This window comes from Streptomyces cavernae, from assembly GCF_004023625.1.
Classification (GTDB): domain Bacteria; phylum Actinomycetota; class Actinomycetes; order Streptomycetales; family Streptomycetaceae; genus Streptomyces; species Streptomyces cavernae.
In genome coordinates this window covers 399305-424944 of record NZ_RPDJ01000005.1, presented here as the reverse complement: position 1 = coordinate 424944, position 25640 = coordinate 399305, and the positions used below count along the sequence as shown (strand labels likewise).

Sequence of the window (25640 nt, the reverse complement as noted above, 5' to 3'; positions counted from 1 at the left end):
GCGTGGGCATCACACCGGTCCGAGCCCTGCTGGAGGAACAAACGGCCGGCGACGTCGTCGTGCTCTACCGGGTACGCAGCCAGGACGACGCCGTACTGGCCGGCGAGGTACAAGCCCTGCTCGCGGACCGCGGCGGACGGCTGCACCTGCTCACCGGCCGCACGGGAGAGGGAACCCCGCCGTTCGAGCCCGACAGCCTGCGCGCCCTGGTTCCCGACATCACCGAACGCGACGTGTACGTCTGCGGCCCGCCCGCCATGACCTCCGCCGTCCTCAGCGGCCTGCGCAGCCTGAACGTCCCCCGCCTGCAAGTACACGCCGAGAGATTCGGCCTGGGCTGAGGATCGATGGCCGACGGAGGTGGGCCCCGGTGCCGGGTCGGGGTGCCGCCCCGGCATCGCCGCGTCACTCCTCGTCGCGCAGCCGGGCCGCCAGGGAGATCAGGGATCGAGATCACGATCGCCGGCTCCATCGCGGACCGGATCCGCGACGAGCTATCCAACCACAGCAACCCCGCCCGGTCCCGTCGCCGGTGGTCCGCTCGCCCCCGGCCGTCCTCCGGGGGCACCGCGCGGCGTTTCGGAACCTTCACCATCGCTTGTCCACCTCATCCTCGGAGTCGCTCGCTCCGGCGAACCTTCACCGCCTGACGAGGAACGAAGGCCGTGTCACTGAGCGTGGGCGGAGGTCTGGACGGTGAAGGCGGCGGTGCGGACCACGCCCGCGTGCTTGAAGTCGAGGAAGAGCCGGTAGGTGCCGTGACTGGGCGCGGCGGCCATGAAGGAGATCTCCGGCCCGGGCTCGGTCGTGCCGTCGCCGGGCTCGCCTTCGGGGTGGACATGGAGGTAGGCGAGGTCTCCGGAGCGCAGGGCGACGAGGTGGCCATAGGCACCGAGATAGGGCTCGAGGTCCCTGACGGGTTTGCCGTCCCTGGCCACGCTCAGCCTCAGCTCGCTCATCGTTCCGGGAGTGAGCTCGCCGTCGAGGGTGACGGTGTAGCCGTCGACTTCGGCCGTGGGCTTCTGGGCGGGCAGGTCATGAGGCTCGTAGGAGCCGGAGACGGCAAGGTCCGCGCCGAGTGTCAGGGCTTTGGCTCCTTGTCCGGCCGGGGTGAAGTCGGCGAGAACGCGGTAGTCGCCCGCGGCGGGCAGCTCGACGGGAATGCTCCAGTTTCCCTCGGGCCCGAGGGCGGGGTGCACATGGCGGAAGGTGTTCAGGTCCCGCGAGGCAAGGATCAGGTGCAGGTCCTTGTCGTGGACCGTCGTGTAGTCGGTGACGGCCTTGCCCCTGTCGTCTGTGATGACGAAGCGCAGCGGGGCCTCCTCGCCGGCCTTGATGCGCGGGGTCTTCAGCTCGATGGTGTAGCCGTCCTGGGAAACCTGAAGTCCGCCGGGTAGCGCGGTGGCGTGCTCTGCGTGCTCTGCATGCTCCGTGGGCTGAGCGTGCTCAGTGGGACGAGCGTGCTCGGCGTGCTGTGCGTGCTCGGTCTGCGCTCCGCGCTCGGTGTGTCGGCCGCTGTGGTTCATCTCTTCGCTCCCCTGGCGTGCGGCGCGTCTTGGGGTGGCCGCGATTGTCCGTGGTTGGCCGTGACTGTGGTGCTGGAGGTCGAGTGCCGTGCCTACGCCTGGGTGGTTCCGAACGGCGCCGCCATGGCGGCGCCATCGTTGACGGCACGGCCCGTCCTCTGCTGGTTCATCGTCTCTCTTCCAGGCTGGGTGGGCACAGCGCAACAGGTACCCGCGTGGGGGGCGACAAGGGGAAGATCGTCAGGGGACGTCACTCCCGCGCCGCCGACCGGCGGCTCACGCGGTCGACCGGTGTCCTCCCCTTCAGCCCGAGGAGTCGGAGGGGGCGGCGGACAGCCCCTTGAAGGGCTTGGACGGATACCCGGTGTCGAAGTGCATGTAATCGGGCACTTTGATGTCCTGCCAGATCCACCTCTCCGCCGTGAACGCCCGCCAGACCGGGCCTCCCTCGAGGATCTTGCCCTTTCCCCCGGTGCGAGCGGCGTACTTGGCGCTCGGCGACCAGTTCTTGGTGCGCAGGTCCTTCCACGGGTTCTCTAGGGGGTTGATGTCGATCGCGCGGCCGTTGGCGTGCGGGGACTCCTTGAACGGGGCGTTGATCTGGTCGGGCCGACGGCAGTTGAACGCTGATGTGTTGTCGGCGCGCAGGCTCGAGTTCAGGTCCCCGCCGTAGGCCTCCATCGGCTCCATACGGCGGATGGGGAAGCGTTCCTCGAAGAGCTTCGTGAAGACGCGGACGACGCCGGCCGTGACATCGGCGTTCACCACGAGGACGCCTCGGTGGACCTTGCCGTCGAAACCCACGTAGTTCATCTCCACGCGGCGCAGCTGGTCGCGGACGTCGGGACACCCCTTGCGCCACAGGTCCGCCGCCACCATGCGGGACCACTGGGCGTCGGTGATCTCCTTCACGGCAGCGTCCACGGAGGGTGCGGGCGAAGGGGTGGGGGTCGGACTGGGCGTCGCGTCGGGCAGCGCTGATGTTCTGTCGGGGCCGTCGGCACCCGGCGTGGACGAGGCGGCCCCTGATGCCGACGAGGACGAGCAGCCGCTGACGAGAAGCGCCGTGGCAGCGAGCAGCATGACTACTCCCCCACGGGTGCGCTCGCGGCTCCGCGTGCGGGCCGACGACGCCGTATCCCGGCTCGGGTGGTGGAGGTGGGCCGCGGCGCGCATGCGCTCCGCGGCCGGGGTGTGGCTGGTCAAGCGAGAATCTCCGGACTGCTTCTGGGACAACCGTGCCGGGCACGGCCGTTTGATACGGGAATGGTTCCGGTCGGACGGGGCCGCCGTGTCACTCTTGCGGTCGGCCTGTGTTCAACGCGAAGTCGTAGGCGAGGAGGCGTCGCCCCTCGGGCGTGCTGATCTCTCCCCGACGCTGCCAGCCGAGTCGCTCGTAGTACGGCCCCGCCCCGCCCTCCGCAGCGGTGACGAGCGTGACACGTGCGCAGCCGGCTTCGGCCGCGTCCCGTACGAACTGCGCGATCAGGGCGGCCCCCGCCCCCCGGGAGCGGGCGTGCTCGACCACGGCGACGTAGTCCAGAACGGCGGTTTCACCGACGTGGCCTGCGGTGGGAGCGGACAGGGCCGCCCGGTTCGGTATCAGCTTGCGGCAGTAGCGCGCCAGTCGCGTACGGACGAAATGCAGCATGAGACGGGGCCGCAGACACAGGCTGCCCAGAGCCCGGAACAGCAGTCCGCGCCCGTGTCTGCGGAGCACGTGGCGGCGGTGCGCCGCCGGGTCGGTCCCGCCGATGAGGAAGCCCACCGGCTGCCCGCCGCTCTCCGCCGTGTAGGAACGCGCGCCCGGAGCGGTGAGGTAGGTGCGGTTGTACGCGGTGAGGAATCTCGGCCCCAGGCGGGCGAAGAACCCGTCGGGAAAGTGCCTTCGCTGCTCGGCGACCACGAACGGGAGATCGTCGGGCTCCATGACCCGTATGCGCAGTTCGCCGCGCTCCTGGAGGTGGGCGGCTGCCGCCACCGGAATCGAGGGCCCGGTCGGGAGCTGACTCCGGGCGGGCGGGGCAGGGCTCGGATGTGCGACTGAGTGCGTGTCGGCGTCCACGAGCCGGAATCTACTACACTTCTAAGCATCTTAGTAGTTGAGTAGTGCGGCTGGTGCGATCAAGCCGTGCACCTCTGACATGTCATTGTCCGGGCCCCGGTCGGCCGGACCGGGCCCCGGGCAAGGCAGTTGTCGTGCAGGTCCCGGCCCCGGGGAGTGCGCCGCCGAGCCCGGCGCTCGTCACTCGGCCCTCAGGCGCAGGTGACTTCGTCGCGGGGCACGTACCGCGTCTTGAAGGTCTCCCGGTCGACTTCCCTGCCGTCGTTCTTGAAGATCCGGTCGACCGCGACGTCGAAGCCTTCGAGCGGGGTCTGCGGCACGCACTTCTCCCCGGACCCCTCACGGCTTCCGGGCTGCTGCACGTTGGTGCGCGGACCCTTGACCGCTTCGACCTCGTCGTACTTCTTGGTGCCGAGGAAGGTGACCGTGACGGAGGTGTCGGTGGCGCGTGCGTCGATGTAGATGGCGTTGCCCGAGTCGTTCCTGAACTTCAGGTCGAGGCTTCCCCAGGCCACGGTCGCCTCCCGCCCCTCGGGGTAGCGCTCGATGTAGAACGAGTGGGCCCCGTACTCCACCGGCTTCACGCCGGCGAAGAAGACGGCGTTGAAGACCGTGGTGGCGACCGTGGAGACGCCGCCTCCGGCCGCCTTCTCGAACTGGTTGTTGTTGATGATGATGCCTTCCACGAACCCGTTGGCCTCGGTCCGCTCACCCACGGTGCCGTTCAGGCTCCAGGTGTCACCGGGCAGCACGACCGACCCGTCGATCAGTTCCGCGGCGCGGCCGATGTTCGTGACGCGGTAGGCCTCGGGCTCGAAGTTGACCGTGAAGCTCGACATCTTCTCCTTGATGCCCAGACGTCCGACGTTTTCGCGGGTCAACTCCGGCCGCACCCCCTCGGTGGCCACTGCCCCGGTGCGGGCCGTCCCGGTCTTGGTCAGCAGCGGCAGTACGGCCTTGCGGAGCGCCTGGGCCGTGACCTCCTGTCCGCTCTCGCCGTCCGACGCCACCACCACTCGTCCGCCGTCCAGCCGCAGCTTGGCGTTGACCGCCTTGTCGGTGGCGAGCGCGAGGGGACTTGCCACCACTGGATCGGCCAGGAGCCCCTTGCCGTCCAGGACCGGGGTCAGTCCCTTGTCCCCGTCGGGTTTCATGGTGAGGTGCTTGCCGAGCGTCGACGGGCTGATCTCGATCTTCCGGCCGCCTGCGGTGAGGGTGACCGGTGCCGACATCGCCGGGCCGGCGAACCGCTTCATCGCGCGGTTCACCTCCGCCGCGCCGACCCGGGGTTCTGTCGTGCGAACCGGCAGTCGCACCGGCCCCTTCCGCTGGCCCGGTACCGTCGCCGCCAGCGCCTCGATCGCGCCGTCCACGTCCAGGGACCTCCCGGTGACCGGCCGCTTCGCCACCGGCTTGCCGGCATGGAAGGTGACATCACCCTCCCGTGCCTTCCGGTTGTACGCCTTCGCCTTCCCGGCCAGTGACGCTCGGGCTGCGGCCTCGTCCACCCTGGTCACCGGTTCGACCTCCCGGTCACCGCTCGTGAACAGGCGGCCGATCACGGTGAACGGGTCGGACCCCTCTTGAGCGGCACGGGCGACGGTCTGCTCACTGTCCAGCGAGATGCCGGCCACGTCGACGGTGCTGACAGTGCCGCCCACGCGCACCTCGACCGGCTCCGACCAGGCCCTGCCCAGGCTGCTGTCCAGCTTCTCGCGCGCCTGCGAACGGCTCAGCCCCCCGATGTCCACACCTCCCACCCGGGTGCCCTCGGGGATGTCGTCACCGGAGGCCAGCAGGCCCACCAGGTACAGGCCGCCGAAACCGACACCCGCCACTCCCGCAACGAGCGCGGCACGGCGGCCTATTCGGCGACGGCCGGCCGACGTGGTGTCGGCAGGTGGGTCGAGAAGGGATGAGCGACTCACTGGTTCTCCTCGTCTGTGAATGTCGCGTGCCGCGGTCACGGGCCCGCGCGGAGGGCCGCTTGCCGGGCGATGGCGGGAAGAGGCTTGCGGCGGTCCGTAAGCTCCTTCGCCGGTCCGGGGCGCCCTAGGCCCTGTCGCCAAATACCGCCCTCCGGGCGAGCCGAGGGAATTTGACGACAGGACCTAGCGGCGGGTGCCGTTCCGCTCGGACGCCGGGCCGTACCTGGGCCGGTCGACACCTTATCTCCTAGCCAACTAAGTCAGTTAGTTGAATGACGGTAACGTCGGTCACGGCCGACGACGTGCGAGAGGGCGGCTCCTGGAAGGCGAAGCCGTCGCCCGTCACCGCGGGTCGAGGACGCGGAGCGCCAGCCCCGCCGCCGGCTTCGGACCGAACGAGGTGGACTTGCGGGGCAGCAGCACCCCGGCACCGGCCAGCTCCCGCACCTGATCCTCCGTGATCGCGGGGAGCAGGAGGGCGACGCCGTTTCCGGGTGTGGCCACGTCCGCGACCGCCCTGTCCGCGTTGTGGACGTACCGCACAGCGCCCGGCAGGTCGGGCACCGACCAGACGTCGGCCAGCAGCAGGTGGTCGCCGATGGCCGCGGGAAGCGTGGCCCACTCGGATGGCTGGGTGGCGAGGGTTTCGCGCAGTGCCTCGGGCTCGGGTTCGGTGATCGTCCATGCCTGTCCCGCGCCGGCGAGGACCAGCTCGCCCGGGCCAGGTGGTCGTGGCCCTTCCGGCAGGGGCCGCACGCGGGCCACCCCGGCCGCCGCGGAGGCCGCCTTCTCCGGGTCGAGCCCGGGTACGACCCGGTGGATCGCGGAGAGCCGCAGAGGATGGGTGACGGTGTCGACGAGCAGCGCGAGGCTGCTCCCCCACGAGCCCCCGGCCTCCGCGGCGAGGCGTCGGCAGGCGGCGTACCGATGGTGGCCGTCAGCGATGAGGACTCCGCTCCGGGGCAGGCCGCCGGGCACCAGCGAGGCCTCCTCATCGACGTCACAGGCCCACAGCGTGTGGGTGATCTCCCCGAGCCGGGCGACCGCCGTCGGCGTACGGCGGGTGACGTGATGCATGACCTGTGCCGCCGTCGACTCCGTACCGCGGTACGTCAGCAGCAGCGGCTCCACCTGGGCGCGCAGGCCGGACAGGTGCGCGGCGCGCTGCCGCACCACATGGTGAGACACGCCTTCGTGGGGCAGTAACACGCCTTCGGCACTGCCGCCTGGAGGCGGCAGCACGAGGTCGCCGATCAGGCCGCGCTGCAGGATTCGGGCACCCCGATGCTGCTGGTAGACGTAGACGGCGGGCCGCTCGTCCCGCCGGAGTACGCCGCGGTGCAGCCAGCGCCGCAGCTGCCGGGCGGCGGCCTGCGGATCGTGCGTGTGGATCAGGCGGGCGATGTGGTGCGGGTAGACGCGCAGAGCTCGCAGCTGCTCCGGGCTGAGCTCGTCATGAGGTGGGGCCAGAACATGGGCGAGATCACCGACACGGTCCTCGTCGTAGCGCACCGCTCGAAAAGGGCGGAGCCGCAGCGCTGTCGGTTGCTGTGCCGGTACGGCAGGGGTGGGCATTGATCACTCCTGTGGTGGGCGCGGCCCGGCAGGGGCGGGCGCCGTGCGGCGCCCGCCCCTGGTCCGCGGAGCGGAACGAACTGGCTCAGGCTGCGACGGCCCGTGGCTCGGGCTCGGGCGTCGCCAGCCGGCCGGTGCGGTGCAGGCCGTACAGGGCGGCCGCGCAGGCGAGGCCGAGGGCGCACAGTGAGATCCAGGGCAGCGCGGGCATGCCCGCCTCGCGGGCCGCGTCGAGCGCGGCGCCGGTGAGCAGGTTGCCCAGGGTGATGCCGACCCCGCAGATGGTGTTGTACAGCCCGTAGTGCGTGGCGACGAGACGGTCACCGGCCAGGCGGACGATGGTGTCCATCTCGAAGGGGTACGCGATCATCGTGCCGATCGCTAGCAGCAGCGCGGCCAGCGTCGGCGGCACCGCCGCCAGCAGCCACAGGGCCATACCGGACTCGGGTACGGGCACGGCGGTGGCCGCCAGCAGCGGCACGAACGCCAGGCCCATGACGGCCAGCCCCCGGGTCAGCGCCTGTCCCGGCTCGAAGCGGGCCTTGCACCAGGCGGTCACCCTCGTCTGGCCGACGATGGTGCTCAGTCCCGAGACGGCGAAGAGCATCGCCACCGCTGCCGTCCCGAACTCGCCGTCCCCGCCGAGCCGGCGCACCTCCAGCGGCAGGGACAGATACACCTGGAAGGTGAGGACGTACGAGCCGATCATGGCGCCGGAGAAGAGCAGGAACGGCCGGTTGGCGAGGATGCCGCGCCACTGGGCGAGCACACTGTCCCGGCCGCTGCTCTCCTCGCCCGCGGTGTCCTCGGCCCGCCGGGTGGGCAGTGCGCGGATCTGCACGATGCTGAGCAGCGCGAAGATTCCGGCGGCGACGAGGCAGGTGATACGGAAGTCCACGCCGGTCAGCACCATGCCCACGAGCGGGCCGAGCAGGATTCCGGCCTGGTAGAAGACGTTGAACAGCGCGAACGCCTCCACCCTGCGGTCCCCCGCGTCCGCGGCGAGATACGCCCGGACCGCCGGGTTGAACAGCGCCCCCGCGAGTCCCGTGGCCGCGGACGCGGCGATCAGCGCGGCCAGTGAGTCCACCAGGCCGAGTGTCGCGAATCCGACGGTGCGCAGTACGCACCCGGCCACGATCATCGGCTTGTAGCCGAGGCGGTCGGCGAGCGTCCCGCCGACCAGGAACATGCCCTGCTGGCTGAAGTTCCGTACGCCGAGGACGAGTCCGACGACCCAGCCGGCGAGTCCGAGGGTGCCGGACAGATGGGCGGCCAGGTAGGGCATCAGCATGTAGAAGCCGAGGTTGATGGTGAACTGGTTCACCATCAACAGCTGGACGCTCCGGTCGTAGGAGCGCATCTGTGTGAGTGCCGTCTTCACCGCGAACCATCCGTCTCCGCGATGGTCTCCGTCATCAGAGCGACCGGATCGGAGACCGCCGTGCAGCGGGTCCAGCGGGTGATCTCCTTCTCGTCGGGGCGGCCGACCACGTCCGGTTCGGGCGCCGGGGTCACACCCAACAGCCCGTTGCGCGAGCAGTATTCGTCGTCGTAGACCGTCTCCAGGTAGCGCTGGGGGCCGTCGGGGAAGATGGCCACGATGCGGGCGCCCGACGGTGTCGTACGCGCGACCCAGCCGGCCACCAGCGCGACCGCGCCGACGCTCCAGCCGCCCGTGGCGTAGTGGGAGGCGGCCAACTGCCTGCAGGCCCAGACGGACTCACCGGGAGCCACCCAGTGCACCTCGCTGAAGTTCTCGTACGCCACGTTGCGCGGGTAGATGCTGGAGCCGAGGCCGCGCATGAGGCGGGGCCGTGCGGGCTGGCCGAAAATGGTCGAGCCGATGGTGTCCACGCCCACCAACCGCATCCCCGGGTACAGCTGTTGAAGGACGCGCGAGATGCCGGCGGAGTGGCCGCCTGTGCCGACGCTGCAGACGAGTACGTCGATGTGGCCCATCTGCGAGGCGAGTTCGAGGGCGAGCGGGGTGTAGGCGGCGACGTTGTCGGGGTTGTTGTACTGGTCGGGGCACCAGGCTCCGGAGTGTTCCGCCATCAGTTCGGCGACGCGGTCGCGGCGGGCCTGCTGCCAGCCTCCGGTCGGGTGCGGTTCGGGGACCATGTCGACGGTCGCGCCGTATGCGGCGAGCAGCCGGTTCATCGACGGCTCGAGGCCGGGGTCGGTGACCAGGGTGACGGGGTGGCCATGGACCATTCCGGCCAGGGCGAGGCCGAGGCCGAGGGTGCCGCTGGTCGATTCGATGATCGGGCGTCCCGGCCGCAAGTCGCCGCGCGCTCGGGCCCGTTCGACCATGTGCAGGGCGGGACGGTCCTTGATGCCGCCGGGGTTGAAGCCTTCCAGTTTCGCCCAGAAGCCGCGGCCCGGCTCGGTGAAGGGCTCGGAGATCTGCAGAACGGGTGTGTTGCCGACGAGCCCCTGGAGCGTGGAGCCGGCAGGGGTGGGGTCGCTCGTGGTCACGGAGTGCATGTCTTCGCTCTCGTATCGATGTAGATGCGTGCGGATGCTCATCTCGCGCGACGGCCGAGGCGCGCCGCGCGGCGGGTCGGCAAGGGCCGGACCCGCGGGGCGGCCTCTATATGCGCCACCTGCAGATGGCGGTGAGAGCGGACCGGCCGCCGCCCGGCAGCAGTCTTCGGACGGCGGCAGAGGGCTGGTGCACCGGAGGTGATGTGGCGTCCGTCAGCGACAGCGCGGAGACGGCGGCTGACGGGACTCGGGGGGACGGCTGTGGGAAGAGGGCCTGCGGCGGACCGGGTTCGTGGCATTGGTCGGGAAGCCGGTCGCGGGCAGACGCGTCGAGGTTCTCGCCGTCCGAGCCCTCGAGGGGCCGTGGGGCTTCACTCGAGACCGCGGCCCCTCGAACGGACGGCTCAGGTATGTGGCGTTGATCGCCGAGGCAGGCCAGCAGCAGGAACAGCAGGGAGAACAGGGAGAACAGGGAGAACAGGGTGCCCCGGACGAGCAGGCTCCTCCGGAGCGGACGTAACCATGCGGTCTGGGCACGGGAGAGGGCAGGGGTGAGCGGCACAGGTCCTCCGTGCGGGGCGGTCACTGCCCGGACGGGAACGCTCCCGGTCGGGGCAGGGATCGGTGGGCTGTGGGATCAGTGGGGATGCGGGATCCGTGGGGATGCGGGATCCGTGGCGGTGAGGGTCTGGGGGCGGTGGATCAGGGGAGAGTGAGAACGACAGCCGTCGACTGTCCCCCGGGCCACGCCGTGGGGCGCGGTCCGCAGGAGGTCAGAGGTCATGGATCGGTCGCTGGGAGAAGGCGTGACGGGGCCTTGGGCCGAGTCCGGGTATCCCGGGCAGGGTCGACCGATTCGTCAGGCGCCGACCTACATACGAAGGACTGAGGAATCCGCCGCTGCGGTTCTCGCGGCCGCGAAGTCCCGTGCCACGCCGGCGTGACGGGCGGATGCGGGGCCGGTCCCCCCGTCACCGCTCCCCGAGCTCAGCGGAGACAGGCAGGGCACTGCCACAGCGGGCGCCTGCGAGGGCTGCCCGACCGCGCAACTCTCACCGGCGGGCAGCTGTCCGTGGCCGTCGTGATGGCCGTCCCGCTGCTCGCCCATCGGCTGCGCCGACGTGGCACTCGCAACGTACTCGCGGTCGGCGATGGGCTGGAGATGAGCGCCCGACGCCGAAACACCCTTCTGGGAGTCGAGGTGACTCACCGAGGTGTCAGGACTGGCCGCATGCGTATACAGCAGACCGAAGAGGAACAGGCCAAGCCCCAGTACACGCCACAGAGCCGCTGATGAGCGGCTCCACGACGCGCAAGAAGGAGACCAGGCCGTAATCACGCTGTGATCCTAACCCGACCGTGAGGCCCCGGTGCGCCGCCCCGGGAGAACATTGCGTGAACCCAGCCACATGACGGCGCGAGGGCCGTCATGTGGGGCCAATCGCGCCGAATGTCCGGGGACTTCACAGTTCGCAAACATCTTGTTCCGCCTCAGCCACGGCCGCGCAGAACGGACAAAGGGTGGTCGGACGGCAGGGGCGGCCCTCTACTATGGAGTTGCGTACTCGGTGGCGAAAGGAAATCACGGCGATGCGTCGGCTGGGGGATCTCGAAGCAGAGATCATGGATCGCCTCTGGACGTGGAACCGTCCGGCGACGGTGCGTGAAGTGGTCGACGACATCAACAAGACCCGTCCCATCGCGTACACAACGGTGATGACCGTCACCAACATCCTGCATTCCAAGGGCTGGCTGGTACGCGGCAAGCAGGGCCGCGCCTGGCTGTACACCCCCGTGCGCAGCCGCGAGGCGTACGCCGCCGCACTGATGGAGGACGGCCTGGGGGAGAGCAAGGACCGCCCGGCCGCGCTGGTCCACTTCGTCGAGAACATGTCCGAGGAAGAGCAGGCCGCCCTGCGCAAGGCCCTGCGGACCGTGGGACGACAGGCCAAGGCCGAGTCGTGAACGCGGCCCCGGCCCTGGTCGGCTACACGGCGGCAGTGGGGTTCGTGGCTCCGCGCCTCATGCTCCGCGGCAGCTGGCAGCACCGTGCCCCCGCGCTGGCGGCGGCTGTGTGGCACGCCCTGGCGGTCTCCTTCTCGACCGGGGCCGCGCTGGCCGCGTACAGCCTGGCCAGGCCGGCCGAGCACCTGCACGCGGGGCTGGTGGGGCTGCTGCACATCTGCGGAGTGAACGTGGGTACGGCCCAGCCCGACCCGAACACCGCGGACCGGCTTGCTGTCGGCGCCGCCGCCGGCATCGGGATCGCCCTGCTCGGGAGCTTCGCCTTCCACGTCGTACGAGCCCGTCGGGCGCGGACGGAGCACCGGACGGCGGTGGACCTGGTGGGCCGCCGTTCGGCCCGGCTCAGTGCCACCGTCCTGCCGTACCACGTGCCCGCGGCGTACTGTCTGCCCGGCCGTGATCCGCGGATCGTGATCAGCGACGCGGCGGTACGCGAGCTGACAACCGAGCAGCTCGCCGCCGTGCTGGAGCACGAGCAGGCCCATATCGTCGGTCGCCACCATCTGTTCCTGGCCGCCATGGAGGCGTTCCACTCGGTGTTCCGGTGGCTGCCGCTGGCCCGGCACGCGCGGGAGCAGACGGCGCTCCTGCTGGAGATGGTCGCGGACGACCGCGCACTGCGCAGCCACTCCCACGAGGCGCTGGCCACGGCGATGTACGAGATGGCGGCGGCCCGCACTCCGAAGGGTGCGCTGGCGGCGGGCGGCCAGAACGTGCTGATCCGTCTGAAGCGAGTCCTCGGTCCGCGCAAGGCTCCGCACCCGGCCCTGTGGGGTTCCGGGGCTGCCGCGGTCGTTGCAGTGCCGCTGCTGCCGCTGCTGGTCGCCTGCCCGCCAGGCCTCGGGTGACGCCGGTCGCGGGTCTGTATGCCTACGCCGTCGACGGGACTTCCGATGCCGGTGTGACCGGGAGTCACTTGCGATGCGTAGTACGAAGCTACTAAGTTCTATTACTGTTCGTTGAATCCGGCGCCGGGGGGGGCGGCGTGGGGGGGGGCCGGGGGGGGGGTTGGAAGCCGCGGCGGGGGGTGCACACGGGTCCGCGCCCGGCGCCGGATTCAACGGGGACCGTGCCGAAGCTGACTTGTGTCGCCCGACGACCGGAGTCCGTCGCTCGGCCGCAGACGCGCAGAGGAGTCACTCCACGATGGGATTGCACCGTCGGCCGAAGCCGCCCAGCCGCGCTCGGATCGCCACGCTCGGCATGGCCGCCGGCGCCGTCAGCCTCCTGCCGACGCAGAGCCAGGCGGCCCCCAATCCCACGGTGGACGAGGTCCGCAAGGAAGTGGAACGGCTCTACGAAGAGGCCGAGGCTCCCACCGAGGAGTACAACGCCATCCGCGAAGAACAGAAGAAACTGCAGCGCGAGGTCGACCGCGCACAGGACAGCCTCAGCCGTAAGCAGCAGGAGATCAACGAACTACGCGAGAAGATAGGCCCGTTGGCGGCCGCGCAGTACCGCAGCGGCAGCATCGACCCGAGCGTGCAGCTGTTCCTGTCCAGTGATCCGGACGACTACCTCGGCCAGGCCGAAATGCTCGACCGTACGAGCAGCAGGCAGGCCGAGGCGCTGGAGGCGATGCAGCGTAAGCAGCGCGAGCTGGCACAGGAACGGGAGACCGCGCGGGAACAGCTGCAGTCCCTTCAGGAGACGCGCGCCAAGGCCGCCAAGACGAAGGACGAGGTCCAGGACAAGCTCGCGAAGGCGCGCAAGCTCCTCAACAGCCTGACGGCAGCGCAACGCGCCAAGATGGAAGCGGATCAGGAACGCGACGACGCGTCCGCGGGCGCCAGTGACTCCCCCGCGACGTACAACGGACCGGCGAGCGGCCGCGCCAAGGCCGCGCTCGATTTCGCGTACGCGCAGCTCGGCAAGCCCTACGAGTGGGGCTCCACCGGCCCCAACTCCTTCGACTGCTCGGGGCTCACCGGTTCTTCCTGGCGTGCGGCGGGCGTCTCGCTGCCGCGCACCGTCAAGCAGCAGTACGACGCCGGCCGCAAGGTCGCCAAGTCCGATCTGCAGCCCGGCGACATCATCTACTGGTACAACGACAACCAGCACAACGGGATGTACGTCGGCAACGGCAAGGCCATCCACGCGCCGCGCACCGGCAAGAACGTCGAGATCGTCCCGTTGGACTCCATGCCGTTCTTCGCGGCCAGCAGGCCCTGAGAGCCTGTGTCCGAGCCACCGCCCGTACCGCCGCGAGAAGAAAAACCACGGCTGTCCCGTCTGCTGTGGCTCACGATGGTGCTGTTCGGCCTGCTGTTCGCCCATGGCCTGCATGGAGAGAGTGCCGCCGGACACCTCGCAGCGGGCGTCACAGCATCACTTGCCGTTGACGCGCCTGCGCCTCCGGCCGACCACGAGCACCACCAGCACCAGGGCGGCGCGGACGGCGAGTTGGCGGACTCCGCGCACAACTGCGCCCCGAGCCAACCGAATGCGGCTCCGGATGTGCCTCCGCCCGGCGATTCGTTTCTCGAAGTGACCGCGCTCTGCCGCCTGTTGCCGTACTCCGGCATGAGGTCCGGCATGACGGATCCGGTCACCCGTCCCGTGACCGCGACCTCCGTGTTGCGCATTTAGAGAGACCGAGGGTGCAACCCCGTCCCGCGCTGCTGACGAGCACCATGCTCCAGCACCGCGAAGGGCTTTGCTTCGCATGCCACCTCCCAGCACCGCGAGGGGCTTTTCTTCGCATGCCCTGAAGCAGTGCATGTCCTGAAGCAGCGCATGCCCTGAAGCAACGCGGCAGCGACGCATCCGCGCACCCTCGACCGCGGCCGAGCACCGCCATGGCGCTCCCGCCCGCAATCGCCTCCTTCCGAACTTCCTGATTCACGAGTCGCCGAAAGGCCCCGCCTTGTCCCTGGTAACCGACCGCCCAGCCCCCTCCGCACCCCAGCAGCACACCGAAGGCGGCCGAGCCGCTGCCCGTCGCGCGCGCTCACGCCACCGCGCCCGCAAGCCCGCACCGCTCGCGGGCCGCTACATCGGATACGTGCTGTACTTCGTCGGGGCGGGCCTCATCAGCGGCGCCGTGGTCCACCACCCGTTGGATCCGGCCCGGTACACAAAGATCGCCATCATCGGCGTCCTGGTGTTCCTGGCCGCGACAGTGGTGAACGAGTTCCTTCTCGCCACCGAACGGCCCGCGCTGCCGCGCGCGATCCTCGTCATCGCGGCTTCCCTGCTGCTCTCGTTCGGCATCGGCATGCTCAGTGGCGGCCTGCAGCACTTCCAGGACTTCCCGGACCGGGGGGCCGTGCTCGTTCCGCTGGGGATAACCGTCTCCTTCATCGCCTTCGTCCTCAAGGACGCCCAGTCCTCCTGGCGCCGCGTCTTCGGCCCCATGGGGCTGGCCGTCCTCCTCACCGCGGCCGTCAGTTTCTTCGGTCTGCGGGCGGTGGCGGACGGTCTTGGCGAGTCGTCCGGAGAGAGCGGACACAGCCACGGTGACGGTACGGAGACGTCCGACGAGCACGCCACCAAGGAGGAACCCCCGGCTGCCGACACCGGATCCGCGACCCCGGAGACGAGCGCGTCGACCGACGCCGAGGCCGGCCGCACGGAGGACGGGCACAGTCACTGAGACGCGGGCCCGGCGTCGCGCGCGATCGACAGAGCCGCGACGCCGGCACGCACGGCGTGTCCGGACGGCCCCCGCCAGCCGATGGGCCCGTCCGGACGACGCTGTGTGAAGGTCAGGCCGGATAGGCAACGTTCGCCATCATCCCGGCCTCACCGTGGTACGCGTTGTGGCAGTGCAGCATCCACTGGCCCGGGTTGTCGGCGTCGAAGAAGACGGACAGCTTCTTCTTCGGCAGCACGATCGCGGTGTCCTTCCGGGGACCGGAGGTGCCGATCTGGTACGTGTGGCCGTGCAGGTGCATCGGGTGCCACATGTCCGTGTCGTTGATGAAATCGAGCCGTACGCGCCGGCCCTCCTCGATCATGATCGGGTTCGCCTCGGGGTTGCCCATGTCGAAGGGCTTGCCGTTGATGGCCCAGTTGTACTTGGCCATGCCGCCGGTCAGCTTGATCTGGTGCGTAATGTCGGTCCTGGCGGACTCCAGGCGCACGTCGTCGGCGGCGCGCAGCTCGGAGGCCGTCATGATCATGCCGTCGAGTTCCCTCGGGCGGACGGTCGGCTTCGGGGCCCTGCCCGAGCCCGTGCGTACCAGGGCGAAGCCGTTCGCGTCCTTGCCCTCGGCCGCGGCGACGAGCGGGAAGACCCCGTCCCCGAGGGTGACGAGGACGTCATAGCGCTCTCCCATGCCGACGAGCACGGCATCCACCTCCCGGTGCCGGACGGGGAAGCCGTCGGTGTGGGTGATGGTGAGCTTGTGGCCACCGAGGGCGACACGGTACGCGGTGTCCCCGCCCGCGTTGATGATCCGCAGCCGCACCTTCTTGCCGGGCTTGCCGGTGTAGACGTCCGGATCAGTCGCCACCCGGCCGTTGATCAGGTGGTGCGGGTACTTCACGTCGCCGGCATCTCCGCCGAGCAGGTCGCTCTCGGCGCCCATGAGCATGAATTTCATCGACATACCGCCGGACGGGGAGTCGGAGGCCGAGGGGGACTCGGAGTCCCCCATGTCCATCCCGCCCATGTCCCCCATGTCGTGGCCCTCCATCCCGCCCATTTCCCCCATGTCGTGGCCCTCCATTCCGCCCATGCCCTGCTTCAGCTCGGCGAAGACCTCGTCGGGTGTGCCGGTGACACCGTCGACCCAGTCGTCGAGGAGAACGACCCATTCGTCGTCGTACGACAGCGGCTCCTTGGGGTCCTCGACGATCAGCGGGGCGTACAGGCCGCGGTCGAGCTGGACGCCGACGTGCGGGTGGAAGAAGTACGTGCCGGGCGCGTCGGCGATGAAGCGGTACGTGAAGTTGGAGCCGGCCCGGACGGCGGTCTGGGTGGTGGGGGGCACGCCGTCCATGTCGTTGCGCAGGGCGATGCCGTGCCAGTGGATGGAGGTGGCGGTCTTGTTCGGGAGCTGGTTCGACAGGTCGGCGACCAGGGTGTCGCCGACCGAGAGCCGGATCTCCTTGCCCGGGGCGCGTCCGTCGAAGGCCCAGCTCTTGGGCATGACGCCGCCGCCCAGATCGATCACGGCCGGTGCGGCCGTCAGGGTGACGTTCTGCCGGCGTCCGGTGCTCTTGCGCTTCTTCTCGGTTGCGGCGACCGCCGAACCGGAGGGGTTGACCAGGGCCTTGCCGCTGCCGGAGTCACTCGCGCCGGTGCAGGCGGCGAGCGCTCCGGTTCCTGCCGCTCCCAGCCCGGCGAGCAGGACGGAGCGGCGATTGATGCTGTTCATTGTGTTGGGTCCTCTGTTCGGAAACTGCCGATGTGGTCACGGAGGGACGGCACATCACGCGGTCACGCGCCGTCCGGCGCGCGGCCTATATGCGCAGTTGCGAGAGGACGGAAAGATCGGGCGGGGGGCGGGCGACCGCACTGGCGGGCGCACGGCCTTCCGCGGCCGGTTCAGGGTCCGCGGGCGGGCCGAAGACGCTCTGGCCCGGTGCGGCGAGTTGCACGGAGCTGACACTCACCGTGGTGCAGTGCTGCATGCCGGGCATGGCGCAGGCGCCGGAGTCAACGCCGTGCGTGGGCGATGAGGCGGAGGGTGCCCCATACGCCGTCGCGGAGGGTGTCCCATGGCCCGCCGTCGCGGAGAGTGCCCCGTGGGCGGCCGTCGCGGAGGGTGCCTCCTGGCCCGCCGTCGCCTGAGCCGCGGCTTGCATCGCATGAGCCGCGTGGGCGGGAGCCGTCGTGGGAGCAGACTCCGCCATGGGCGACGAGGCTGCCATGGACGTCATGGACGTCATGGACGTCATGGACGTCATGGACGTCATGGACGTCTCGTGGTGGACGAGCACGGCCAGCGCGACGCACAGGGCGAGCAATGCCCCGTACGCGCAGCGGACGGCCATGCCGCCGCCGTGAGCCACTCGTCTCACCATGAGTTCCACCTGTGCCTTGCTTCATGGACACCGCATCTTACCCCGAGGGGGTACCTTACGCCTCACGGCCCGACGAGCCCGGACAGCCGCGGCCGCCGCCAATCCCGGAGTCTGTTCCAGGATACCCCTAGGGGGTATCCTGGCAATGTCGATCGTCGTTCAACCACGAAGACGGGGGCGGGACATGAACCGGCTCATCGCAGCGGCAGCGGGCGGACTGCTGGCACTGTTCAGCATGTACTGGGACGACTCCCTGCACACCGACGTGGGCCGGGACACCTTCTGGAGCGCACCGCACGTACTGCTCTACGGCTCCCTCGTGGTGACGCTCGCCGCCACCGCGTCCTGGGGCATCGGGAGGGTGCGCGGCCGTGGCCTTCGTACCGCCACGGCGGATCCGCTGCTGCGGTGGGCGGTCGTTTCCGCCGGGGCGATCGGTGTTTCCGCCCCGGCGGACGAGGCATGGCACACCTTGTTCGGCCGGGACGCGGTCCTGTGGAGTCCGCCCCACCTGCTCGCCGTCATCGCCACGTTCGCCCTGGCCGTCACCTTGTTCCGGGCGATCGCCGCCGAGGGCGGCGGACGGCCCCTGATGCTCGGCGGTGGACTCGTCATGGCGGCCTCGCTGGCACCGGTCATGGAGTACGAGTCGGATGTGCCGCAGTACTCGGCCGTCTGGTTCCTGCCGGCCACCACCACCGGGCTCACCCTGGCGATCGTGCTGATCCGGCGGTTCGACCAGCATCCGTGGGCCGTCACGCGCGCGGCCCTGGTCACCACATCCGTGCGGCTGGCCGTGATACCGGTCCTGGCCGCTCTCGGGCACTCCACACCGGTCGTGCCGCCCGTGCTCGCCGTCGCGCTCGCCACCGACCTGGTCCGCAGGTGGCGGACATCCCCGTGGTGGCCGGCGCTCGTCGTCCCGGTGGCCGTGCACGTCGTCTACGTGCCGCTGCTCCCCCTGCTGCCACACGGCACGACCGTCGCGGCCGACCAGATCGTCCCGTCCCTGCTCCTCTCGCTGTGCGGCTCGGCACTGGTCCTGCTCGCGGCCGAGGGGCTGCCGCGGCCTCGTCTCCCCCTCGTCCGGACGGCCGGGCTCGTGGTCGTCGCGCTGACTCTCGCGCTGCCCCTGGTGTCGGCCGGGCGCGCGTCGGCCCATGACCCGGGTCAGGGGACGGAGGCGGGCGAGGCCGACTGGCGCACGACGGTCCGCGGTTCTCGGATCGACGTCACCGTCACCCCCGAGCCGGGCTCGTCCGACAGTGCCGTCCTCGTCGCACGCCGCGCTGGACAGGAGGTGTCCGCGCCCCTCACGACATCCCGCGACGGCGTCTACCGTGGCGACATCACGGTGCCGGAATCCGGCCGCTGGTTCCTCTACGCCACCTTCCGGGACACCGGGGCGTCGGCGACGGAGACGACAGAGACCTGGATCCCGGTCGAGGCCGACTCCGCCCAGCGCCTCGAGGAGTCCCGGCCGCTCTACGTGCCCCCTGCTCCGCAGCGGGACGGCGCGGGCCGGACGGCCGCCACCGTCGCGCTCTACGGGCTGTCGGGGGCGATCCTGGTCGCCGTCGCCCGCTCCGGTCGCCGTACACCGCTGCCTCAGGGCTGAGCGTGGGAGTACGGGCAGCGGCCACGCCCCAGCTCACGGCGCTCGGGGTCCAGATAGAAGTTGGGGCGCTGATCGGCCTGGTCGTAAGTGCGGTGGAAGACCGGTGTGATGCCGCCGGAGACGGGAGGCACGATCCAGGTCCAGTCGGCCGGGACGGTGCGGCCGGCGCGCCTCTCCTTCTCCACGTGCGTCAAAAAGCGCCGGGATTCCGTGTGGTGGTCGCTGATCTTCACGCCCGCCTCGGCGAACGAGTGCAGGACGGCTACGTTCAGTTCGACCAGGGCACGGTCGCGCCACAGGGTGGTCTCGCTGCCGGTGTCCAGGCCCAGCCGGGCGGCGATCAGCGGCAGCAGGTCGTAGCGGTCCTCGTCGACGAGGTTGCGGGCGCCTATCTCGGTACCCATGTACCAGCCGTTGAAGGGCGCGAGCGGGTAGTCGATGCCCCCGATGCGCAGGCGCATGTTGGAGATGGCCGGCAGGGCGTGCCAGCGCACCCCCAGTTCGGCGAACCACGCGTGTTCCGGGTGGCTCAACGGGACTTCGAGGACGTCGTCGGCGGGGACGTCGAAGAGCTGGGGCTTGGTGTCGTGAGTGCTGATGATCAGGGGCAGGACGTCGAAGGGGCCGCCCGGGGCGTTCCAGCCCATCCTGCTCACGAGTTCGGTGAACTCGGCGTACGCGGGGTCGCCGACGACGCTGCCGTCGCTCTGGCGGTAACCGGCGTACCGGATGAGCTGGTCGTTCCAGACCCGGGGGCCGGGGCGGCCGGGGGCGTCGGGGGCGAACACCGAGATGGTCGGGCGGATGCGTCCGCCGTTGGTGCCTTCACGCAGGTGGGTGATCAGGTGCTGGTGGATCTCCTCGGGTGCCGTGGCGTCGCGCAGGTCCAGGACTCGCAGGCTGTGCCAGTACAGGCGGCCGATGCAGCGGCTGCTGTTGCGCCAGGCCACGCGGGCGCCGAAGACGAGTTCGTCGTGGGTGTGACGGTAGGTGCCCGTCTCGTGGATCTGACGGCGGATCTCCAGCAGGCGGGCGAGGAGGGGTCCCGGCTGGTCCGGGTGTTCACGGTGGTGGCGCCGTACGAAGTCCTCGGCCTCCGCGAGGTCGGCCCGGCCCGTGCCGGAGGTGACCGGGCCTGGGTTCGGGTGGTCGTGCGGGCATCCTGTGATGGCGGCCCGGAGTCGTGTGAGGGGCTCCGTCAGGGTGTCGGAAGGGTTCATGGCCTCGTCCTCGGAGGGGGCAAGCACGGCTTGGAGTGCGGTGCGGAGTGCGGCGGTGGACGGCCGGCCCGCAAGGGTGTTGCGTGGGCGCCCGTGCTCGTGACCGGAGCCGGGCATCGACGACGGGTCGCGGTCCCGGCACGTGGCGCGGGCGCCCACGCGGCTGGTGGCGGGTGGCGTCAGGCGCCGCGGCGGGACGCCACCTCGGCGGGCTGCCCGGTGCGGGGCATGCGGGAGATGGACGTGCCGAACAGCTCGTCCCAGTACGGGGCGCTGATGCCGAAGCCCTTGCTGTCGTCGCGGAAGTGATGCCGCATGTGGTACTCGCGCAGGGTGCGCAGCAGACGGTTCCTGGGCTTGCCGTGGTGCAGGTAGAGGTGGAACAGATCGTAGGCGAGGTAGCCGACGGTGTATCCGGCGCCGAAGGTGAGCGGCAGGCCGGCCACCCCGCTGGAGAGGCCGAAGGCGGCCCCCACCATGGGGATGCTCAGCAGCGGGCTGAGGATGGAGCGGCGGGCGTCCTGCGGGTAGTCGTGGTGGACCCCGTGCAGGACGTAGTGGAGCTTGGCGCCGAAGCCGCGCTCGGGCTCGTAGTGCAGGACGATCCGGTGGCCCCAGTACTCCGAGAGGGTCCAGGCGACGTACCCGGCCAGACCCCATCCCGCGAGGGACCAGCCGCTGCCGCGCCCGCTCACGACGGCGAGTGCGGTGCCGGCGGCGGCGACCGGAGCGAACATGGCGACAGTGGTGGACGGGCGGACGTGGATGATCCGGTCGAGCAGGGCGCTGCCGGTGACGGACGGTGCGTTGCCGCGCCGCACGGCGCCCTTGGTGGCCGAGGAGCGCCCGGTTTCCGGCCGCTTGGAGCGTGGCTGCTTGGCGGAGAGCCGGTTGGTCGGGGTGGTCACAGCGCTGCCTCCCGCCGCTGCGTGGTGTGGCCGAGCCGGGCCTCGTAGCCGGTGCGGGCCTGGAAGTCGGTGGTGCGCAGCAGTTGGTCGGCCTTGAGCAGCCGGCCCAGGGCGTCGCGCCACGGCTGTGGCAGCAGGAACAGGGAGCGGGTGACCGGGTTGGTCCAGCCGGGCACGTACCGGTTGTAGACCGGGCGGCGGGCGGTGCGCACCACGGACCTGGCGATGTCCTGCGCGGTGAGCAGGGGCACGAAACGGCCCTTGCCGACGCCGGAGGTCAGCTCCGTCTGGGCGGGGATGGGCAGCACGATGGACAGGTCCACGCCGGAGCCGCGCAGTTCGGCCCGTACGGCTTCCGAGAGGCCGACGACGCCGTGCTTGGCGGCGGAGTAGGTCGCGCAGCCGGGCAGACCGACCATGCCGACCGCGGACACCATGTTGATGATGTGCCCGTGGCCGCGTTCGCGCATCGGGCCGATGGCGGCCTTCATGCCGTTGAGGGTGCCGAGCAGGTTGACCTGGATCTGGTGGAGCGTGGCTTCGTCGGGCTCGTGCTCCAGCCTGCTGACGATCATCTCGCCCGCGTTGTTCACGAGGATGTCGATCGGGCCGAGCTCGGCCTCGACCATCTTCCAGAACTGCTGGACGGAGCCGGGGACGGTGACGTCCAGCTGGTAGGCGCGGGCGCCGATGTCGTCGGCGGTTTTGGCGGCGAAGTCGAGGTTGCGGGCACCGATGGCCACCTTGGCGCCTTGGCGGACGAACAGTTCCGCGGTGGCGCGGCCGATGCCGCGGCTGCCGCCGGTGATGGCGACGACCTTGTCGGTGAGGTTCCTGGGCACGAGTCCTCCTGTGATGGAACGAGGGTTGTGAAGAAGCGGTGCGGTGCGGGTCAGGCCAGGCTGTTGAAGCGGCGCGCGTACCAGATCAGGGGCCGGCTATGGGTGTGGCCGAGGGCACGGATACGGCCGGTGACGATCATGTGGTCGCCGCCGGGATGGGTCTCCTCGACCCGGCAGGACAGCCAGGCCAGTGCGTCGTCGAGGATGAGCGCCCCGTCCGCCTCGTGCCGGTGGGCGGCCGCGGCGAACCGGTTGTGCCCGCCGGTGTCGGGGTCGGCGAACTTCCTGGCGATGTGCTCCTGGTCCTGGCGCAGTACGTTGACGGCGAACGTGCCGTGGTCCAGGAGACGGGCCAGAGTGCGGCTGCGGTTGGCGAGGCAGACCAGGACCAGGGGCGGGTCCATCGACAGGGAGCACACGGCGCTGGCGGTCATTCCGGCGGGTCCGAGGGGGCCGTCGGTGGTGATGACGCTCACGCCCGCAGGCAGATGGGCCAGCACGTCCCGGAACTCCTGCGCGGAGGGGCGGGGACAGACCGCTGTGGGCGTGTCCGCCGGACCGGAGAGGGCAGCGAGGCCAGGGAGGGCGGGGAGCGGCGGCAGAGCGGTCGGTACGCGCCAGGTCATGGCCTGCCCCCTGCGCTGCCGGTGTTCACGGTGGCGGGCTCGGGCTCCTGCAGCGTGATGCCGGAACCGAACAGGCCGCGTGCGATGAGCCCCATCGTGTCGAGAAGCGTGCGAGTGGCTATGGGGTCGATGAGCGGGGCGAGGCTGGGGATGCCCAGGTCGAACGTGGCGATGAAACGGGCGGTGGCGCCGGCGCCGTCCTCCTCGACGTACCAGCCGCCTTCGAAGCGTTCGAAGTCGCCGTCGGTCTGGGTGAACTCGATGGTGAGCGCACACGGGTCGATACGGTCGCGCTCGCTCCAGCACAGCACGCCGTTGCGGAAGTTGGCCGACCACTGTGAGTCGATGGTGGTCTCGTCCACCTCGGTGACGCGGACCTCGCGGATGGCGTCGGTGAACTCGGGGTAGGCGGCGAAGTCGCGCAGCCGGTCGAAGACCTGCTGGGGCGAGCTGTCGGGTACGTGGACGTCGAGGGCTACTTCGGGCATGTCGGTCCCTTCGCGATGGCGGTGGCCGCGGCGGCGAACGCCGTGGAGATCTGGTCCAGGTCGAAGCGGGTCAGGACGGCCGGAGGGGTCAGGCGCACGACCTTGTGCGCGTTGAGGGAGTGGTTGACCAGCAGTCCGGCTTCCAGCAGGTGCAGGACGAGTTCGCCGGCGAGGCACTCGTCGCGCATCTCGACACCGATGAGCAGGCCGCGCCCGCGGATGTCGGTGACCGCGTCGCCCAGCGGCGCCAGGGCGTCCCGGACCCGGTCGAGGATGTCCAGGCCCAGCACGTGGGCCTGCTCGACGAGGCCTTCTTCGGCAATGGTCCGCACAGCGGCGCGGGCGGCCGCCATGGCGACCGGGGCGCCGGCGAAGGTGGAGGTGTGCAGGTAGGGATCGCGGTCGAAGGGCGCGTACGCCTCGGCGGTGGCGACCGCGGCCGCCACAGGGATCACCCCGCCGCTGAGGTTCTTGCCGGCCAGCAGGACGTCCGGCCGTACGTCCTCGGCGTCCGCGCCCCACCAGGTGCCCAGGCGGCCGAGGCCGGTCTGGATCTCGTCCAGGACGAAGAACGCGCCGTGGGCCGCGCACAGTTGCTGGACACGGCGCAGATACCCGGCGGGCGGCAGGACGACTCCGCCCTCGCCCTGTACGGGTTCGACCACGACGCAGGCCGGGGGCCCGTCGGTCAGGGTCTCCGCGAGGGCGTCGGCGTCACCGTAGGGAACGTGCTCGGCGGGCAGCAGCGGGCGGAACGGGTCCTGGTAGAAGGCCTTGGCGGTCAGGGCCAGGGCGCCGGTGGTCTTGCCGTGGTAGCCGCCGGTGGTCGAGACGAGCCGGTGTCGTCCATGGGCGCGGGCCAGCTTGATGGCCGTCTCGGTCGCCTCGGCGCCCGAGTTGACGAAGTGTACGTAGTCCAGGCCCGGCGGGGTCACTTCGGCGAGCGCGGCCGCCGCACCTGCCGCGACCGGTTCCACCAGCAGACGCGTGGCCAGTGGGTGGCGGCACACCTGGTCGACGACGGCCTCGACGACCCGTGGGTGGCAGTGGCCCAGCAGGAAGACCCCGTAGCCGCCGCAATCCACGTACTCCTTGCCGCCGGTGTCGAAGACCCGGGCTCCGTAGGAGGAGACCTCCATCACCCCGCCGGTCAGCGAGGCGAGCCGGGCGCGGCCGCGGCCCAGGTGCCTCCGGTAGGCGCCGAGGACGTCGGCCGCCGTGTCCTGCGGTGTCGCCTGGCGCAGGGTCGGCGCGGTCATGCGGACACCTCCTCGGGCACGGGCACCAGCGGCGCGCGGCCGGACGCGGTGCCCAGGCGCTTGGTCAGCGCGAGATGGCGGAGGGTGTGGCGCAGCGCCGCTTCCGCATCGGAGCGGAGCAGCGGTGGCGGTCCGTCCGGCAGCCGGCCCAGCGAGGTGGGGAACTCGGGGGCGTCGGCGAACAGGGCGGTCATGGCGAGCATGTCGTCGAAGCGCCGCAGGGTGCGCTCGGGCAGACCGTCGGCCAGGAAGACCGGGCGGATGAGGCGGTCGACCATGTCGGGGCCGACGAACCGCGGCACCGGTGGGTTCAGTCCGAGTCCCGCGCAGGCATCGATGACCGTGTCCAGGACCTGTTCGGCGCGAAGCGCCTGCGGACCGGCCGTCACCCACACCTCGCCCTCGCGTCGGTCCGCGGCGATCAGGGCGGCGATGGTGCGGGCCACCAGGTCCTGCGGCACGAAGTCGATGAGCGAGGCGCGTGGGAGCGGGACGAGCGGCATCAGGCCGCGCATGAGCATGAGCAGGATGGTGTGCAGGCCCTGGAAGGCGGAGATGTCCCCGGTGCGGGAGTCGCCGATGACGATCGAGGGCCGCACGATCACCGAGGGAAGGCCGAAGGAGCGGACGACGTCCTCGGCCGCGCGCTTGGAGTCCAGGTAGTCCTCCGGCCGGGCACCGGCCGTCCCCGTGTCACGGCCCAGCCGTGAGCGGGTCAGCTCGTGACGGACGACGAACGCGGTGGAGACATGGTAAAGCGTGGCTCCGGCGTCGGCGGCGAACTCGGCCACGGCCCGGGTGCCGGCCTCGTTCGTCGCGCGGGCGGCCTGAGGCCCGCTGGTGAAGTCGGTGACCGCGGCGCAGTGGACGACGGCGTCCACCCTGCGGGCCAGAGCGCGGTACGTCTCGCGGTCGAGGCCCAGTCCAGGAGCGGTGAGATCGCCGCGGAGCTGGTCGTCGGCCATCGTGCAGGGGCAGCGGTGAACCAGGGCCGTCACCCGGCAGGAGGCGGGGAGTTCGGCCAGCAGGGCAGTGCCGAGCACGCCCGAGGCTCCGGTGAGCAGGACGGTGGGAGGGGAAGAAGACACGATGGGGCA

At 70.7% G+C, this 25640-nt stretch carries 24 protein-coding genes; 8 read left to right on the top strand and 16 right to left on the bottom strand.

Going from position 1 to position 25640, the window contains the following annotated elements; genetic code table 11:
• A partial coding sequence (locus EF387_RS16485) for a ferredoxin reductase domain-containing protein (protein WP_476691248.1) occupies nt 1-341 on the top strand: 341 nt, incomplete at its 5' end.
• A 327-nt stretch (nt 342-668) separates the two neighbouring features.
• Here the strand turns inward: EF387_RS16485 and EF387_RS16480 are convergent.
• The 8 genes from EF387_RS16480 to EF387_RS47115 all read right to left on the bottom strand — a co-directional run bounded on the left by EF387_RS16480 (nt 669) and on the right by EF387_RS47115 (nt 10146).
• Nucleotides 669-1526: a hypothetical protein gene (locus EF387_RS16480; protein ID WP_202918281.1), complete on the bottom strand. Its 858-nt coding sequence runs from the start codon at nt 1524-1526 to the stop codon at nt 669-671.
• Nucleotides 1527-1829: 303 nt separating this feature from the next.
• Nucleotides 1830-2732, bottom strand: coding sequence for a M15 family metallopeptidase (locus EF387_RS16475; protein WP_238431547.1), 903 nt, complete (start codon nt 2730-2732; stop codon nt 1830-1832).
• Nucleotides 2733-2820: 88 nt separating this feature from the next.
• The gene (locus tag EF387_RS16470) at nt 2821-3507 is read right to left on the bottom strand and encodes a GNAT family N-acetyltransferase (protein WP_238431546.1); all 687 of its coding nucleotides are present in this window, start codon (nt 3505-3507) and stop codon (nt 2821-2823) included.
• A gap of 275 nt (nt 3508-3782) precedes the next feature.
• Nucleotides 3783-5519 carry a VanW family protein gene (locus tag EF387_RS16465; protein ID WP_202918280.1) on the bottom strand — a complete coding sequence of 579 codons (1737 nt, stop codon included), beginning with the start codon at nt 5517-5519 and terminating at the stop codon, nt 3783-3785.
• Between the two features lie 342 nt (nt 5520-5861).
• Nucleotides 5862-7094, bottom strand: a complete 1233-nt coding sequence (locus tag EF387_RS16460) for a DUF1015 family protein (protein ID WP_128377290.1) — start codon at nt 7092-7094, stop codon at nt 5862-5864.
• An 85-nt stretch (nt 7095-7179) separates the two neighbouring features.
• Nucleotides 7180-8478: an MFS transporter gene (locus EF387_RS16455; protein WP_128377289.1), complete on the bottom strand. Its 1299-nt coding sequence runs from the start codon at nt 8476-8478 to the stop codon at nt 7180-7182.
• On the bottom strand, nt 8475-9584 hold the full coding sequence (locus EF387_RS16450) for a PLP-dependent cysteine synthase family protein (RefSeq protein ID WP_128377288.1): 1110 nt from the start codon (nt 9582-9584) through the stop codon (nt 8475-8477). The genes EF387_RS16455 and EF387_RS16450 overlap by 4 nt, the downstream gene beginning before the upstream one ends.
• Before the next feature lie 106 nt (nt 9585-9690).
• On the bottom strand, nt 9691-10146 hold the full coding sequence (locus EF387_RS47115) for a hypothetical protein (protein WP_128377287.1): 456 nt from the start codon (nt 10144-10146) through the stop codon (nt 9691-9693).
• 1028 nt (nt 10147-11174) lie between these two features.
• On the opposite strand from EF387_RS47115, the gene EF387_RS16440 reads away from it, so the two are divergent.
• The 5 genes from EF387_RS16440 (at nt 11175) to EF387_RS16420 (ending at nt 15204) form a co-directional block, all read left to right on the top strand.
• Nucleotides 11175-11549, top strand: coding sequence for a BlaI/MecI/CopY family transcriptional regulator (locus tag EF387_RS16440; protein ID WP_128377286.1), 375 nt, complete (start codon nt 11175-11177; stop codon nt 11547-11549).
• The gene (locus EF387_RS16435; protein WP_128377285.1) at nt 11546-12457 is read left to right on the top strand and encodes a M56 family metallopeptidase; all 912 of its coding nucleotides are present in this window, start codon (nt 11546-11548) and stop codon (nt 12455-12457) included. Before EF387_RS16440 ends, EF387_RS16435 begins: the two co-directional genes overlap by 4 nt.
• 298 nt (nt 12458-12755) lie before the next feature.
• The gene (locus EF387_RS16430; RefSeq protein WP_128377284.1) at nt 12756-13781 is read left to right on the top strand and encodes a C40 family peptidase; all 1026 of its coding nucleotides are present in this window, start codon (nt 12756-12758) and stop codon (nt 13779-13781) included.
• A gap of 75 nt (nt 13782-13856) precedes the next feature.
• Nucleotides 13857-14198 (top strand): hypothetical protein, encoded by a 342-nt coding sequence (locus tag EF387_RS16425; protein WP_128377283.1) that lies wholly within the window; start codon nt 13857-13859, stop codon nt 14196-14198.
• Between the two features lie 277 nt (nt 14199-14475).
• The gene (locus EF387_RS16420; protein ID WP_128377282.1) at nt 14476-15204 is read left to right on the top strand and encodes a hypothetical protein; all 729 of its coding nucleotides are present in this window, start codon (nt 14476-14478) and stop codon (nt 15202-15204) included.
• A 112-nt stretch (nt 15205-15316) separates the two neighbouring features.
• Here the strand turns inward: EF387_RS16420 and EF387_RS16415 are convergent, their stop codons facing one another.
• Nucleotides 15317-16933 carry a multicopper oxidase family protein gene (locus tag EF387_RS16415; protein WP_128377281.1) on the bottom strand — a complete coding sequence of 539 codons (1617 nt, stop codon included), beginning with the start codon at nt 16931-16933 and terminating at the stop codon, nt 15317-15319.
• Between the two features lie 458 nt (nt 16934-17391).
• On the opposite strand from EF387_RS16415, the gene EF387_RS46690 reads away from it, so the two are divergent.
• Nucleotides 17392-17565: a hypothetical protein gene (locus EF387_RS46690; RefSeq protein ID WP_155589765.1), complete on the top strand. Its 174-nt coding sequence runs from the start codon at nt 17392-17394 to the stop codon at nt 17563-17565.
• Between the two features lie 201 nt (nt 17566-17766).
• Entirely contained in the window at nt 17767-19200 is a 1434-nt protein-coding gene (locus EF387_RS16405; RefSeq protein ID WP_128377279.1) for a hypothetical protein, read from the top strand.
• Here the strand turns inward: EF387_RS16405 and EF387_RS16400 are convergent.
• The 7 genes from EF387_RS16400 to EF387_RS16370 form a co-directional block, all read right to left on the bottom strand.
• Nucleotides 19191-20420 (bottom strand): nitric oxide synthase oxygenase, encoded by a 1230-nt coding sequence (locus tag EF387_RS16400; protein WP_128377278.1) that lies wholly within the window; start codon nt 20418-20420, stop codon nt 19191-19193. The genes EF387_RS16405 and EF387_RS16400 overlap by 10 nt on opposite strands.
• Before the next feature lie 179 nt (nt 20421-20599).
• Nucleotides 20600-21328 (bottom strand): sterol desaturase family protein, encoded by a 729-nt coding sequence (locus EF387_RS16395; protein ID WP_128377277.1) that lies wholly within the window; start codon nt 21326-21328, stop codon nt 20600-20602.
• Entirely contained in the window at nt 21325-22170 is an 846-nt protein-coding gene (locus EF387_RS16390; RefSeq protein WP_202918279.1) for an SDR family oxidoreductase, read from the bottom strand. The genes EF387_RS16395 and EF387_RS16390 overlap by 4 nt, the downstream gene beginning before the upstream one ends.
• A gap of 50 nt (nt 22171-22220) precedes the next feature.
• Nucleotides 22221-22796 (bottom strand): flavin reductase family protein, encoded by a 576-nt coding sequence (locus tag EF387_RS16385; RefSeq protein WP_128377275.1) that lies wholly within the window; start codon nt 22794-22796, stop codon nt 22221-22223.
• A complete protein-coding gene (locus EF387_RS16380; RefSeq protein ID WP_128377274.1) occupies nt 22793-23284 on the bottom strand; it encodes a type II toxin-antitoxin system RatA family toxin in 492 nt (163 codons plus the stop codon). Before EF387_RS16380 ends, EF387_RS16385 begins: the two co-directional genes overlap by 4 nt.
• Entirely contained in the window at nt 23272-24543 is a 1272-nt protein-coding gene (locus tag EF387_RS16375; RefSeq protein WP_128377273.1) for an aspartate aminotransferase family protein, read from the bottom strand. The genes EF387_RS16380 and EF387_RS16375 overlap by 13 nt, the downstream gene beginning before the upstream one ends.
• Nucleotides 24540-25631 carry an SDR family oxidoreductase gene (locus tag EF387_RS16370; protein WP_128377272.1) on the bottom strand — a complete coding sequence of 364 codons (1092 nt, stop codon included), beginning with the start codon at nt 25629-25631 and terminating at the stop codon, nt 24540-24542. Before EF387_RS16370 ends, EF387_RS16375 begins: the two co-directional genes overlap by 4 nt.
• Between the last annotated feature and the right edge of the window lie 9 nt (nt 25632-25640).